This is a genomic window from Marinobacter litoralis, assembly GCF_016427555.1.
GTDB lineage: Bacteria > Pseudomonadota > Gammaproteobacteria > Pseudomonadales > Oleiphilaceae > Marinobacter > Marinobacter litoralis_A.
On sequence record NZ_JAELVS010000001.1, the window covers coordinates 358654 to 371747 of the forward strand.

Sequence of the window (13094 nt, forward strand, 5' to 3'; positions counted from 1 at the left end):
CCAATGATCGGGCATCCAGTATGTTTTCATCCCAAGGCACGATTTCCGCCCTTACCGAGAACGGCCCTCTCGCCGATTTAATCAGCATGGGCGGCCCGGTGATGGTCGTTTTGATCGCTATTGCCTTTATCGGCGTGGCTACCTTTCTCTACCTTATGTTGTTTGGCGCGTTTTACACGCCCCGGTTTAGCAAGCCGCTGCAGCGACTCGTTGCACATTGGCAGCATTCACCGGCCGACACCCGGGTAGAAGCTACTCGTGCCAATGCCAGCCGTTTCGGGCGAGCCAATCCTTTGATGCACTTGCTGGTCAATACTATGTCGGCTTGCCAGTCGGGCACCAACATTGCGGCAGTACGGGAAACCGCGGTACGAGATGCCCAGAACGCGCTCGAACCCTTTGAAGCACCGCTTAAAATCATTGAAGTGATTGCCGCACTTGCGCCCCTGCTGGGTCTGCTCGGCACGGTGATGGGGATGATGGAAGCCTTCAGTGCCATGGCAGCTACCGAGGGCCGGGCCAACGCCAGCCAGCTCAGCGGAGGTATTTACGAGGCTTTGGCCACAACAGCAGCGGGGCTGGTGGTGGCAATTCCATTTGCTGCGCTGGCAGCATGGATCGAGTTTCGCTTACGCCGGATCCACAAAACCATCAACAGTGCGTTGGTGAGTGTATTTAACGTGCTGCCAGCTGACGATATCGTCGCCGCCACAGCCGATGCGACTCAGCCCGAACCAAAGCAGGCGGAAGTAGCGGTACCAGAATCAAACCCTGCGTCCGATCATTTCGATAACAACCCGCGCCTTGCTCATGCAGCTGGTTGAGCCCCGGCCCAGCCGGCCAATGCCCATTCGGATTACACCACTGATTGATGTGGTGTTTATTTTGCTGGTGTTTTTCATGCTGACCACCCGGCTGATGCCGCTGGATCATCTTGAACTGGCCAACAGCACCAAAGACCGCCAAAACATTGCCGGCGAGCCCTTGCCAGAGCTTCAGGTCCTGGCCGGGGGCTCCGTGCAGTGGCAGGATAGTCAGTATTCACTCTCTGAATTACTGCCAGCGTTGCAGGCAGCCGGCATCCACGAAGCCAATCTGAGCACCCAGCCGGATTCCGCTCTGGCAGATTTCACCCGCACGCTGAGTGCGCTGGACAACGCCGGCATTACCGCCCACTGGAAACGCGAAACGCCATGACCGAGTTGGTGCCACCACCGTCCACGTCCGGCAAGGGTCTGTTGGATCGAGTTGAAGACGCGCTGTTACCGTTGATTAACCTCGTGTTTCTGCTGCTGATGTTCTTCATCGTAGCGGGGCAACTGAGCGAACAACCTCTTCCGGAATTGCCCGGTGGAGCCGAGTCTCAGCAAGAGCAGGCCCCGGAGGCGGATCTGATCGTAAAAGCCGATGGTCAATGGCTAGTAAGCGGCGCCACAGTGACAGAGCAATCGCTGCTGGCGGCATTGCCCGACCCAAACGCTTCGGAAACCCTCAAGCTCGCGGCAGACCAGACCCTCACGATGGCGGATCTGGAGCACTTGTTACGTCTATTAGAGGAAGGTGGGTTTACTGAGGTACTGCTGTTAACGGAGCCCGGGGCATGAACCCGACCCCGAATGGCATCAAGAGCCTGTTTCTGGTGATTGCTATCTGCACAACGGCGATCGCGTGGGTGCTGGCCGCGCCCAGCAAACCAATGAAACTGCCAACGCTCGGCGACACCGCGGTGAACTCCGCACCCGCCATTAAAATTAACCTGGCGGGGCGCCACACTCCGGAGCCCACCGAGGAACCGGAATCGCCCGCAACTCCTGAGCCGGTCACCAAGCCCGAACCTAAGCCCAAGCCAGAGCCAGAGCCAGAGCCAGAGCCAGAGCCAGAGCCAGAGCCAGAGCCCATTGTCGAGCCGGAACCGGCGCCTGAGCCACCCCCGATTGAATCGGCACAGCAAGAAATGGCCGAGCCCGAAACTGCGAAACCCTCTGAACCCGCCGGCGAGGAGGGGCAGGCGCAGGAACAGCAATCCGCCGTGCCGCTGCAAACCGCCGGCAGTGCCTCGGAAATCCAGAGCTACCTGAACAAACTCAGCCGCCATCTGGCTCGTTATTACAACTACCCTCGAAGAGCCCGCCGCCTGGGTCAGCAAGGCACACCTGTGGTCGTTTTCGAGTTCCGCCGGAACGGCGCGCTCGTCGATCACTCGCTGCGTGACAGCTCCGGCCACCCTCTGCTGGATGACGCCGCGTTGCAAATGCTGTCAGAAGCGGCCCCTTTACCTGAAGTGCCGGCTAAAATGCGCGGCGAAACGTTCACCTACGCACTACCGGTGCGATTCCAGCTCCGCTAAACCCAGGCTCCGCCAATACAGCCGGGCAATTTATTACCCGGCCAGCAAGACCTCGCTCAACCACCAAGCAATGGTTTGCTCACAGCAAACCCAACGCTCGCCAGAAAAATTACAACTCATTGTTTTAAAAGATATTTATATATTTGGCACGGTCCTTGTTATCCATAATCGCGTCCAGGGATCACCCAACGGACCATTATTCATTCACACGTCATGGAGCAGACAATGCCAACTCCTTGTTATATCAGTATCGAAGGTAAAACTCAGGGCAACATCACCGCGGGTGCTTTCACGTCCGATTCCGTAGGTAACATCTACGTTGAAGGGCACGAAGACGAAGTGCTGGTTCAGGAATTCAGCCACGTTGTTACCGTTCCGACTGATCCTCAGTCTGGTCAGCCTTCTGGTCAGCGCGTACACAAGCCGTTCAAGTTCACCTCCGCTCTGAACAAGTCCACCCCGCTGATGTACAACGCTCTGGCTTCCGGCGAAATGCTGCCCAAGGTTGAGCTAAAGTGGTACCGCACTTCCGTTGAAGGTAAGCAGGAGCATTTCTTCTCTACCATCCTGGAAGACGCCACCATCATCGACATCGACTGCAACATGCCTCACTGCCAGGACGCTGCCAACGCTGACTTCACGCAGCTGGTTACCGTGTCTCTGTCCTACCGCAAAGTTACCTGGGAGCACGCCGTTGCCGGTACTTCAGGTGCTGACGACTGGCGTTCGCCGATCGAAGCCTGATCCCTCAGGCTTCGATAAAACTAAAACGGCTGGCCTTCGGGCTGGCCGTTTTTGATTGAGCCTTCGCGTTTTCATGTCTAACATGCCCCCAGTCACTTGGGGATTTCATGTCCAGCTCTCTTCAAACAAGCAAACACATCGGCACCCTCATGTGCCAAACCACCCGAACCATCCTATGGCAGCCGGCGAAGGAGTGGGTGCGCGAGCGCAACAACCGGGCGGGACTGGTGCTGCGCGTTGGTTCGGGGCAGGCCACCTACCATCGCTACGACCCGCGCACCAAGCAGCATCTGATCAATTACGGAGCCCGTATGATTGCGGCCAAGCGCCAACCGGCAACCGCCCAGGGCTGGCTGTCGTCCCGGGAAATTCGCGAACGGGGTTATTTCGGCGGGGAAGTCAGTGAATTAAACCTGCTGGCCCATACCTGCTGTCATGAATTTGCTCATCTGCTGCAATACAGCGCCGGGCAACGGCGCTACGGTTCGGTTCACAACCGGCACTTCTATGAAGTGCTGGACCAGTTGCACGCCAGCGGTGCCGCCGAAGCAACGCGTCACCATCTGGCAGAGCAGGCGGCCGAGTCGGCATTAACGCTATCGCGGGATGTCTTTAAGACAGTCAATCAACCCGTGCAGGCAGCGCAATGGCAAGCCGGGGATCAGGTTTGTTTTGGCACCGGCCGCCAGCAAAAGCAGGGCAAGGTTCTGCGGGTCAATCGTAAAACCTGCACGGTTGAAGTCGCCCACCAACCTCGCAACCTGCTGTATCGAGTGCCCTTCTCGCTACTGAGCCCGCTAGGCTGACAAGCCGGTTTGCTGCCCTTCTTGTGCAGGCGCTGAAGCGAGCAACGCCTGTACCTCGGGCAGGCACGAGCCGCAGTTGCTGCCACATTTCAGGGTGTTACTCAATGCTTCTACGCTGTGACAGCCTTCTTCGATGGCGCGCAGAATGGCATTCTCACCCACCTGAAAACAACTGCACACAAGAGCGCCAGCAGGCTCAATATCGGCACTGCCTGCGGCCAGCAAAGACCACCGATGTTCGAGTTCCTGACCGGTTTCGGCAAAGCACTGGTCCAGCCATTCCACACCAGGCATGGCACCGGCTTCCGACTCCACCATAAGCACGGCCTCCAACTGGTCTTCGTTGAGCCACACCGCCCGGTAACGACCACTCGCGCCGTCCTCCATAAGCAGATCCGGCTCTCGGCCAAAACACTGCCAGCCCAATTCCGTCCAATCGGCCCGGTGCCGGCCCGCCAGCCACCAGCCGGTGCTGTTCGGCAACACCTGACGACTCCAGTAGTCAAAGCTTGCGTTCATCGGCGTGGGTAAAACCGTCTGGTGCTTCGGCAACAAGAGCCGTGCCTGCCACTCTGCCGTCAAGGGCTTGATCGCCGCTATACCGTGTTTACTTTCGGGCTGCCCGGAGATTGGGTCCACCGTCGGCGCAATCAGCTCTGAGGCCAGCGCCGACGAAGCAAACTGACCATTCCAATGGATCGGAACAAAAACCTCACCCCGCCGTTGGTTACTGGTGCTCCGAACCCTGCCAACGAACTGACCTGAAGGCCCGGTCAGCATGGCCAGCCCACCTTCTACCAGCCCGGCATCGGTGATGTCTGCCGGGTGAACATCGATAAAGGGCTCATCCCGGTGGGCAAACAGCTTTGAGGCCAAGCCAGTGCGGGTCATGGTGTGCCATTGATCGCGAATGCGACCGGAATTCACCACCAACGGATAACGTTGCCCGGGTTGCTGACCGGCAGCCTGCGTCGATACGGGAACCAGCCGGGCGCGACCGCCCGGGGTCGGGAAGCCGCCCTCGCTGAATAAGCGGGGTGTTTGCTGCACATGGCCAGTCTCGCCACTGGTCACCGGCCACTGCACCGGATTCATCTGCTCATAATCCACATCGGATAACTGTGCCAGCGCAGCGATGTTGAACACCCGCGCGCCATCGTTTCGATACCCCGACAAAGTCGCATGTTCGCGGAATATGTCTGCCGGTTTGCGATAATCAAACGCCTGGACGTAGCCGAGCGCCTGCCCGACCTCACTGATAATCTGCCAGTCTGGTTTAACCCCGGCGGGCAGCGGGAGAAACCGCCGCTGCCGCGAGATGCGCCGCTCGGAGTTGGTCACGGTACCATCTTTCTCGCCCCAGCCCGCAGCAGGCAAAAGGATGTCGGCAAAGGCAGTGGTATCGGTTGCACTGACGCAGTCCGACACAATCACGGTGTCGCACCGAGCCAGGGCTTCACGAACACGCGCGTTGTCAGGCAGGCTCACGGCCGGATTGGTGCCCATCACCCATAGCACTTTGATGTCGCCCCGATGCACCGCCTCGAACAAATCCACGGCTTTGAGGCCCGGCCCACCCGCCAGCTGGTCCGTTTGCCAAAACTCCGCCATCAGCTGTCGCGCACCCGGGGTGTCGTACTCCATGTGTGCCGCCAAGGTGTTCGCCAGCCCTCCCACTTCGCGCCCGCCCATCGCGTTGGGCTGGCCGGTTAACGAGAATGGGCTGGCGCCGGGTTTGCCAACCCGGCCGGTGGCCAAATGACAGTTGATGATGGCATTGCCTTTATCCGTGCCGGCAATCGACTGGTTAATGCCCTGCGAAAAAGCCGTCACGGTTCGCCCGGTTTCTGCGAACCATCGATAAAAGGTTTCCACGTCCGCCACGGTAAGATCACAGCCGCGGGCAACCGCTCTGGTATCGGGCGCTGACTGCCTTGCGGCTTTCAGGGCGTTCTCCAACCCGGTGCAGTGCTGTTTCAAATAGCTGGCATCCAGCGCTTTACGGTCATGCAGCCACACCAGCAGGCCGTTGAACAGCAGGGTATCGGTGCCCGGCCGGAGCTTCAGATGCAAATCACCCAGTTCACTGGTTGCTGTTTCGCGGGGGTCGATAACCACCACCTTTCGGCCATCGCGCTGCGCGGCTTTCATGCGCTGGTATAACACCGGATGCGCCCATGCGGCATTGCTACCCGCTAATACCAACAGATCCGCAAGCTCCAGATCTTCGTAGCAACCCGGCACACAATCCTCACCGAAGGCTCGTTTGTGGGCCGCCACCGCAGACGACATGCACAGCCGGGAATTGGTATCCACGTGGGGCGTGCCAATGAATCCCTTCGCCAGCTTATTGGCCACATAGTAATCCTCGGTCAGAAGCTGACCGGACAGGTACAAAGCAACAGATCCCGGCCCGTGCTCCCTGACCGCACCGTTGATGGCTGAGGCCACACGGTCAATCGCCTCGGCCCAACTGACATCCCTGCCATCCACTTTGGGGCTAAAACCGCGTTCGCCAGCAGGCACCAGCGTTTCGTGCAGTGCAGAACCTTTTACACACAAACGCCCTTGGTTTGCCGGATGCTGGCGATCGCCCTCAACACCCTCCGCTCGGGCCAGCACCCCGCAGCCTACCCCGCAGTATGGGCAGGTGGTAGCGGTGGGAATAGACGTATTCGATTGACGACTCACGGTGTGCCCTCTTCTATTGCTTCATTACCTGTGCATGTGTTCGGTCTGAAGCAATTTAAGGGCCAGCCCTACAGACCGCACCAACTCATGGTTCGGCCCCGTAAAAAGGAGTCACACTGGTGCACAGGGGGCATTCGTGCACCAGAACACATCAATCCAGCGCTCCAATCGCAGGCCAGGAATTTCACTGACAACAGGCCCAACCACCGTGATTCCAAGGGATTCCCGGAGCTGGCACAGCTTGTGCTGAAGACTCTGTGAACCATCAAAACACGACTGCAACTCTCTCAGGCAAAGGCGCCTGCTTTCCGACGACGGAGGGTAGGCGCCTTTGCGTTTATAGAGAGTGCTGAGGATCAGAGCGAGTTACATCATGGCAAGAACCCTTGAACACTTTCGGTCAGGCATAACAGCACTGCTGCTGGGATTGGCTTCATTGGCGCATGGCGACATCGGCCCTGCAGAAAAGCCAGACCTGAAACTCGGCTTTATTAAACTTACCGACATGGCACCCCTGGCAATCGCCTGGGAACAGGGCTATTTCCTTGATGAAGGGCTATTCGTTGAACTGGAAGCTCAGGCCAACTGGAAAGTCTTGCTGGACCGGGTGATCACATCCGAACTGGACGGCGCCCACATGCTCGCTGGCCAGCCTCTCGGTGCATCCATTGGCTATGGTACCCAGGCCGACATCATTACCGCCTTCAGCATGGATCTGAACGGCAACGGCATTACCGTCTCCAACGACGTTTGGGAAAGCATGAAACCCCAGCTTGCCCTGGACGGCGACAAGCCAGCCCATCCCATCAGCGCTTCAACCCTGAAGCCCGTCATTGAGCAGTACCGGGATCGCGGCGAGCGCTTCAAAATGGGCATGGTCTTCCCGGTATCAACCCACAATTATGAACTGCGCTACTGGCTTGCTGCCGGTGGTTTGAACCCCGGCTATTATGCGCCCCAGAGAGGGGATACCAGCGGCACCCTGCAAGCGGATGTGCATCTTTCGGTCACGCCCCCGCCACAAATGCCCGCAACCATGGAAGCCGGCACGATTCAGGGCTACTGCGTGGGTGAACCCTGGAACCAGCAGGCTGTGTTCAAGGATGTCGGTGTACCGGTCATTACCGACTACGAAATCTGGCCGAACAACCCGGAGAAGGTTTTCGGGGTGACCGAAGAATGGGCAGAAAAATACCCGAACACGCACCTCCGCTTGCTGCGCGCCCTGATCCGGGCGGCCCATTGGCTTGACGAGAATAACAACGCAAACCGCGCCGAAGCGGTCAAGATTCTCGCCCAGTCCAGCTACGTAGGGGCCGATGCAGAAGTCATCGCCAACTCCATGACCGGTACCTTTGAATACGAAAAAGGCGACGTTCGGGAGGTTCCTGACTTCAATGTGTTCTTCCGCTATCACGCCACCTATCCGTACCCCTCGGATGCGATCTGGTATCTGTCGCAAATGCGTCGCTGGGGCCAGATTCCCGAAGCCAAGCCCGATAGCTGGTACATGAAAACGGCTGCAAAAGTTTACCGGGGCGATATCTACGCGCAGGCCGCCCAGTCACTGATCGACGATGGTCTGATGGCCGCCAGCGACTTCCCGGACTTTTCCAGCGAGAACTTCGAGCGTCCGTTCCAGGGCACGTTAATTGACGGTGTGCCGTTCACTCCGACAACACCTAACGCTTACATCGATCGCTTCGAGATCGGTCTGAAAGCTGACCAGACGCCTTAAAGGGGGAATCAAAATGAGTTCGATAACGGGAAAACTCGGACAATCCATGGGCTTCAGCCTCAAACAGCTGATTGAAAACCTGGCTCCCGCCAATCTGGCGGCGTCGGGCCGGAAGCTGATACTACCGTTGTTAGGCATTTTGGTGTTCGTGGGCTTCTGGCATTTGGCCGCGCCCCAGGTAAATACCTCGCTGGGCGCCTTCCCCGGGCCGGTACAGGTCTGGGAGCAAGCCGGTCAGTTGTGGCAAGAGCACTCGGCCCAGAGAGCAAAGGCGGACCGGTTCATCGCCATGCAGGAACAGCGCAACGCACGGATTCTGGCGGACAATCCGGAAGCCGAGGTGCGCATTCGCGACTACCCGGGGGCACCGACTTTTCTGGACCAGATCGGCACCAGCCTGATCACCGTGCTTTCCGGATTCGTGGTTGCTGCACTGATTGCCGTCCCGTTGGGGATTCTGTTCGGCCTGAACCAACACTTTCAGGCGGCGGTGAACCCGCTGATACAAGTCTTCAAGCCGGTCTCGCCGCTTGCGTGGTTGCCGCTGGTTACCATGGTGGTTTCCGCCACCTACGTCAGCGACGACCCGATGTTCGAGAAATCGTTTCTGACGTCGATGATCACCGTCACCCTGTGCAGCCTGTGGCCCACGCTGATCAACACCAGTGTCGGCGTGGCGGCGGTGAATCCGGACCTGCTCAACGTATCCAGAGTGCTCAACCTGTCCTTCTGGAGCCACGTCCGCAAGGTGGTGCTGCCGTCATCCATACCGATGATTTTCACCGGGCTGCGAGTGTCTCTCGGCATTGCCTGGATGGTGCTGATCGCCGCCGAGATGCTGGCGCAGAGCCCGGGGCTCGGCAAGTTTGTCTGGGACGAATTCCAGAATGGCAGTAGCCAGTCACTCAGCCGGATTATGGTGGCGGTGCTTGCCATCGGTTTTATCGGCTTCGTTCTGGATCGAGTGATGCAATTGATTCAACAAAAAGTGGCCTGGAACGAAGGGCGCTAAACACAACACTGTGACTCTGACACTGATGGGTGCCCTCTAAGGCACCCGGTAAGCGAAATAGGTGATCTCCATGGCTAAATTACATCTTGAATTGACCGGCGTTGAAATGGCCTTTGATACCGCAAAAGGACCGTTCATCGCTCTGGATAACGTCAATCTGAAAATCAAAAAGGGCGAATTCGTGTCCCTGATCGGGCATTCCGGTTGCGGTAAGTCCACGGTACTGAACATCGTTGCCGGGTTGCTGCAAGCCTCGAAAGGCGGCTGTGTGCTGGACGGGCATGAAGTCAATTCTCCCGGCCCGGAACGCGCAGTGGTGTTCCAGAACCACGCACTGATGCCGTGGCTGACCGTTTACGAAAATGTCGAATTGGCGGTGCGGCAGGTGTTCAAGAAGGCGATGAGCCGACAGGAACGCAAAGAATGGATCCTGCATAACCTGGAGCTGGTCAATATGGCCCACGCTGCGGGCAAGCGCCCGGGCGAAATTTCCGGCGGCATGGCGCAGAGGGTGGGCATTGCCCGGGCGCTGGCCATGAAGCCGAGCGTGTTGTTGATGGATGAGCCCTTCGGGGCACTGGATGCGCTGACCCGAGCGCATCTTCAGGACTCGCTGATGGACATTCAACAGGAACTGAACAACACCGTGATCATGATCACTCACGATGTGGACGAAGCTGTCCTGTTGTCCGACCGTATCATTATGATGACCAATGGGCCGTCCGCGACCGTCGGTGAGGATCTGCACATCGACTTGCCAAGGCCTCGCGACCGGGTTGCTCTGGCAGATAACCCGCAGTACGTTCACTACCGTCAGGAAGTGCTGTCGTTCCTTTACGAAAAACAGCGGAAGTTCGAAACCATCAATACCCGCAGGAACAGCCAGAAGCCGGCGACCACCGACGCCACTCCGGCGAAAGCCACAGCATGACACTGTCCCGGGTTTTGCAACCGCGAAGCCCGGGCAACCGTATTCAGTTCAGCACGTCGGCCATGGCAAGCAGCGCACGGGCCACCTCAGGCAGGCGTTTACCCTGATCCATCGCCAGTTTGCGCAGCACACGGTGCGCCTCGTCGTTATCAATCTTGCGGTGCTGCATTAATAACAGCACCGCTTTTTCCTGAACCCGCCTTTCTTCCAGTGCTTCTTTTGCGCTCTGCAGCTCTTCGGACATCTGCTGCAATCTTCGGTTCTGCTCCTGAATCAAATCCAGTATCGACCGGTTGCTCTGAACACCTTGCTCCAGCGATGCCAATAACGATGCCTGATCTGCCAACGAGCGACGGGCTTCGCCATACCGCTCCACGCAACGTTGATGGAAGGCACTTTCAACACAATCCTCAATCTGCTTTATAGCGTCCATTCGTTCCGTCATGAGTGCGAACCATCGCTGCGCCAGCTCCGGGTCCAGCGATTTGTAAGGGCCAACGGATACCGCAATCTGACGCATCCGATCTATTTCGGGTTCCCGTGGGTGCCCGCGAAGCTGCTGCCAAAGTGCAAGACTGTCCTCGGGGGCATGGTCAAAAAACACATCAAAACACCGATCCTGTGCCTCAACAAGGTGCATCATGCGCCGCGACAGTGCGCGATCAAAGCACCCGCGGGCAAATCCGGTTGAGCCCGCAGCCCGCTCCTGTCCGCAATACTCTTTTCCGGTCATTACTTGCACCAGGGCCACCAACAGGCCGGCAATCGAGGGTTCGACAACGGTATCTGCGGCCTCGCACACGACGGTAATTAACTGGTGGATGGTATTGCAAAACCAGTCCACGGCCTCGCTCACCGTAATGTTCTGTTCCTCGACTTGACGACGGATGCCGTCGAGCTGCCCCAAGCCATGAAGCGCACTGGCAATATGGCCGAGCAGCGGACTGCTCACCGGATGGCTGATCAGCTCGTGCTGAATATCGTGCAATGCCTGATCGAACAGGTGTGCCTGCTCATTGGTCTGCACCATGATGCTCGCCCGCTCGTCCGCGAAACGCAGCCCTTCCGAGCCGAGAAAAAGACTGGTGACGCCGCGTTCTCGCTGCAACTCGTGGATCAGGTGACCGCTGCTCTGGACCAGCCGTCCCATCAATAAAAAGTATTCGAGGCTCCGAACTTCGCATTGTCGCGAAGCAATCAGAAAGTCAGCGGCGGTGGCCGCTTGAGGACTGGCCGAACCTGCTTTTTTGCTCACATTATTACTCCTGTCATCGCCATGGCTGATGCACATCGCCAAGCATCAACCGAGCAATTAACAGGCCAGCCCTATCGGCTTCATCTTCGGGCACAACGCCCCATCAAAGTGCAGCTATCGCCACCCAAACCCAGACCAATCCACGCATCCCATTGAAATGTATAGATTTTAAAAACTGGCACAGAGATCGCATTGAAACACGACACAGGGACGAACAATCGACCACGGACGGTCGAACCATAAGATCATTGTTGTTGGCATTGGCGCCGGTTCACCGCGCTCTCTCCCGAGGGCTCGGTGCCCCGGTTTTTTTAGTTTCAGGAAAGGAGTTCATTATGACGGTATGCCCGAACGCCCCTCTGGTGATCTGCGGCCACGGCATGGTGGCCCAGCGCCTGATCGAAAACCTGATCGCCAATGGACATCCCTACAGCAAGATCGTTGTCTTTAACGGGGAGCCGGTCTCGGCCTACAACCGCATTCAGCTGTCGTCATTGCTGGCTAATGAAATCGCGGAAACCGATCTAGCGCTCAAGCCAGACGATTGGTTCTCACTGCACCAGGTTGAAGTGCACAACCACGAACCGGTCAGCCGTATCGATGTTGAACACCACCGTGTGGTGACCGCCCGCGGCCGTATTCAACCCTATAGCAAGCTGATACTCGCAACCGGATCGACGCCTTCCAGCCTTGGCCTGCCCGGTGAGGCGCTGGACGGTGTGCTGATGTTTCGCAGTCTGGCGGACACCCGGGCCATGATCGACAAAGCCGGCAGCTATCGACGGGCCGTTGTCATCGGCGGTGGCTTTCTGGGTCTGGAAGCTGCGGAGGGCCTGCGTGCCCGGGGTATGGCTGTCACCGTTCTGCACCGAAGCAACCGGATCTTGAACCGACAGCTGGACCCTACCTCCGGAAAGATGCTCAAGGATCTGCTGGAGCAGCGTGGCCTCACGGTTCTGACGGGCTACGCCCCGAAAGCACTGTTGGGAAAACACCAGATCCGGGCCGTGCAACTGCACGACGATACGGTGCTCGCCACCGATCTGGTTGTGATCGCCACCGGTATTACGCCGAATGCACAGCTGGCCGCCGAAGCCGGTTTGCGCTGCGACCGAGGCATCTGCATTGACAGTCAGATGCGCACATCCACGCCATCCATCTACGCGCTCGGAGAGTGCAGCCAATTCGGCAATGAAACCTTCGGGTTAGTGGAGCCGGGCTTTCATCAGGCACAAACCCTCGCCGAACACCTTTGCCAACAAACGGATGCCCAAGGCTTTGTCCCGGTGCAAATACCCACACGCCTGAAGATCAGCGGCATACCGATTTATTCATGCGGCCAGGTCGAGCCCGGCCCGGATACCCAAACCATTCAATGGCGCGACCGGCCCAAGCAGCGTTATGGCCGGCTGTTGATTGAACACAATCGACTGGTGGGTGCCATGTTGCTCGGCGACACCGCCAACGGCACCTGGTACACCGACCTGATTCGCAGCGCCCAGGACATTACCGACTACCGGAACACCATCGCTTTCGGCAAACCCTATTGTGAAGCAGCAGCGTGAGCGCT

Annotated in this window: 12 protein-coding genes; 10 read left to right on the forward strand and 2 right to left on the reverse strand. The window is 58.1% G+C overall.

The genetic code is table 11. The features are described from left to right. Positions 1-20 precede the first annotated feature (20 nt). The 6 genes from JAO79_RS01645 (at position 21) to JAO79_RS01670 (ending at position 3897) form a co-directional block, all read left to right on the forward strand. On the forward strand, positions 21-824 hold the full coding sequence (locus JAO79_RS01645; RefSeq protein ID WP_199005424.1) for a MotA/TolQ/ExbB proton channel family protein: 804 nt from the start codon (positions 21-23) through the stop codon (positions 822-824). A gap of 19 nt (positions 825-843) precedes the next feature. Then, positions 844-1197 carry an ExbD/TolR family protein gene (locus tag JAO79_RS01650; RefSeq protein ID WP_227664286.1) on the forward strand — a complete coding sequence of 118 codons (354 nt, stop codon included), beginning with the start codon at positions 844-846 and terminating at the stop codon, positions 1195-1197. After that, positions 1194-1604 (forward strand): ExbD/TolR family protein, encoded by a 411-nt coding sequence (locus tag JAO79_RS01655; protein ID WP_199005426.1) that lies wholly within the window; start codon positions 1194-1196, stop codon positions 1602-1604. Before JAO79_RS01650 ends, JAO79_RS01655 begins: the two co-directional genes overlap by 4 nt. Next, positions 1601-2347, forward strand: coding sequence for an energy transducer TonB (locus JAO79_RS01660; RefSeq protein WP_199005427.1), 747 nt, complete (start codon positions 1601-1603; stop codon positions 2345-2347). The genes JAO79_RS01655 and JAO79_RS01660 overlap by 4 nt, the downstream gene beginning before the upstream one ends. Positions 2348-2572: 225 nt before the next feature. Then, the gene (locus JAO79_RS01665; RefSeq protein WP_058342275.1) at positions 2573-3091 is read left to right on the forward strand and encodes an Hcp family type VI secretion system effector; all 519 of its coding nucleotides are present in this window, start codon (positions 2573-2575) and stop codon (positions 3089-3091) included. A gap of 107 nt (positions 3092-3198) precedes the next feature. Next, entirely contained in the window at positions 3199-3897 is a 699-nt protein-coding gene (locus JAO79_RS01670; RefSeq protein WP_227664287.1) for a hypothetical protein, read from the forward strand. Here JAO79_RS01670 and JAO79_RS01675 read toward each other — a convergent pair. Continuing rightward, the gene (locus tag JAO79_RS01675) at positions 3889-6588 is read right to left on the reverse strand and encodes a molybdopterin-dependent oxidoreductase (RefSeq protein WP_320158922.1); all 2700 of its coding nucleotides are present in this window, start codon (positions 6586-6588) and stop codon (positions 3889-3891) included. The genes JAO79_RS01670 and JAO79_RS01675 overlap by 9 nt on opposite strands. A gap of 373 nt (positions 6589-6961) precedes the next feature. Between JAO79_RS01675 and JAO79_RS01680 the strand changes: the two genes are divergently transcribed. From JAO79_RS01680 to JAO79_RS01690, 3 genes are all read left to right on the forward strand, one after another. Next, a complete protein-coding gene (locus tag JAO79_RS01680) occupies positions 6962-8326 on the forward strand; it encodes a CmpA/NrtA family ABC transporter substrate-binding protein (protein WP_199005428.1) in 1365 nt (454 codons plus the stop codon). Between the two features lie 13 nt (positions 8327-8339). Further along, a complete protein-coding gene (locus tag JAO79_RS01685) occupies positions 8340-9338 on the forward strand; it encodes an ABC transporter permease (protein ID WP_199005429.1) in 999 nt (332 codons plus the stop codon). Between the two features lie 70 nt (positions 9339-9408). Next, a complete protein-coding gene (locus JAO79_RS01690) occupies positions 9409-10269 on the forward strand; it encodes an ABC transporter ATP-binding protein (protein WP_199005430.1) in 861 nt (286 codons plus the stop codon). 43 nt (positions 10270-10312) lie between these two features. On the opposite strand, the gene JAO79_RS01695 is transcribed toward JAO79_RS01690, so the two are convergent. Beyond that, positions 10313-11524 (reverse strand): nitrate- and nitrite sensing domain-containing protein, encoded by a 1212-nt coding sequence (locus JAO79_RS01695; protein ID WP_320158923.1) that lies wholly within the window; start codon positions 11522-11524, stop codon positions 10313-10315. Positions 11525-11859: 335 nt separating this feature from the next. Here JAO79_RS01695 and JAO79_RS01700 point away from each other — a divergent pair, with 335 nt between their 5' ends. After that, positions 11860-13089, forward strand: a complete 1230-nt coding sequence (locus JAO79_RS01700; RefSeq protein ID WP_199005431.1) for an NAD(P)/FAD-dependent oxidoreductase — start codon at positions 11860-11862, stop codon at positions 13087-13089. The last annotated feature ends 5 nt before the right edge of the window (positions 13090-13094 follow it).

What these genes read in the sequence shown, in the direction of transcription:
- JAO79_RS01645 (WP_199005424.1), top strand. Translation starts at nt 21, where the DNA reads ATGTTTTCATCCCAAGGCACGATTTCCGCCCTTACCGAGAACGGCCCT.
- JAO79_RS01650 (WP_227664286.1), top strand. Translation starts at nt 844, where the DNA reads ATGCCCATTCGGATTACACCACTGATTGATGTGGTGTTTATTTTGCTG.
- JAO79_RS01655 (WP_199005426.1), top strand. Translation starts at nt 1,194, where the DNA reads ATGACCGAGTTGGTGCCACCACCGTCCACGTCCGGCAAGGGTCTGTTG.
- JAO79_RS01660 (WP_199005427.1), top strand. Translation starts at nt 1,601, where the DNA reads ATGAACCCGACCCCGAATGGCATCAAGAGCCTGTTTCTGGTGATTGCT.
- JAO79_RS01665 (WP_058342275.1), top strand. Translation starts at nt 2,573, where the DNA reads ATGCCAACTCCTTGTTATATCAGTATCGAAGGTAAAACTCAGGGCAAC.
- JAO79_RS01670 (WP_227664287.1), top strand. Translation starts at nt 3,199, where the DNA reads ATGTCCAGCTCTCTTCAAACAAGCAAACACATCGGCACCCTCATGTGC.
- JAO79_RS01680 (WP_199005428.1), top strand. Translation starts at nt 6,962, where the DNA reads ATGGCAAGAACCCTTGAACACTTTCGGTCAGGCATAACAGCACTGCTG.
- JAO79_RS01685 (WP_199005429.1), top strand. Translation starts at nt 8,340, where the DNA reads ATGAGTTCGATAACGGGAAAACTCGGACAATCCATGGGCTTCAGCCTC.
- JAO79_RS01690 (WP_199005430.1), top strand. Translation starts at nt 9,409, where the DNA reads ATGGCTAAATTACATCTTGAATTGACCGGCGTTGAAATGGCCTTTGAT.
- JAO79_RS01700 (WP_199005431.1), top strand. Translation starts at nt 11,860, where the DNA reads ATGACGGTATGCCCGAACGCCCCTCTGGTGATCTGCGGCCACGGCATG.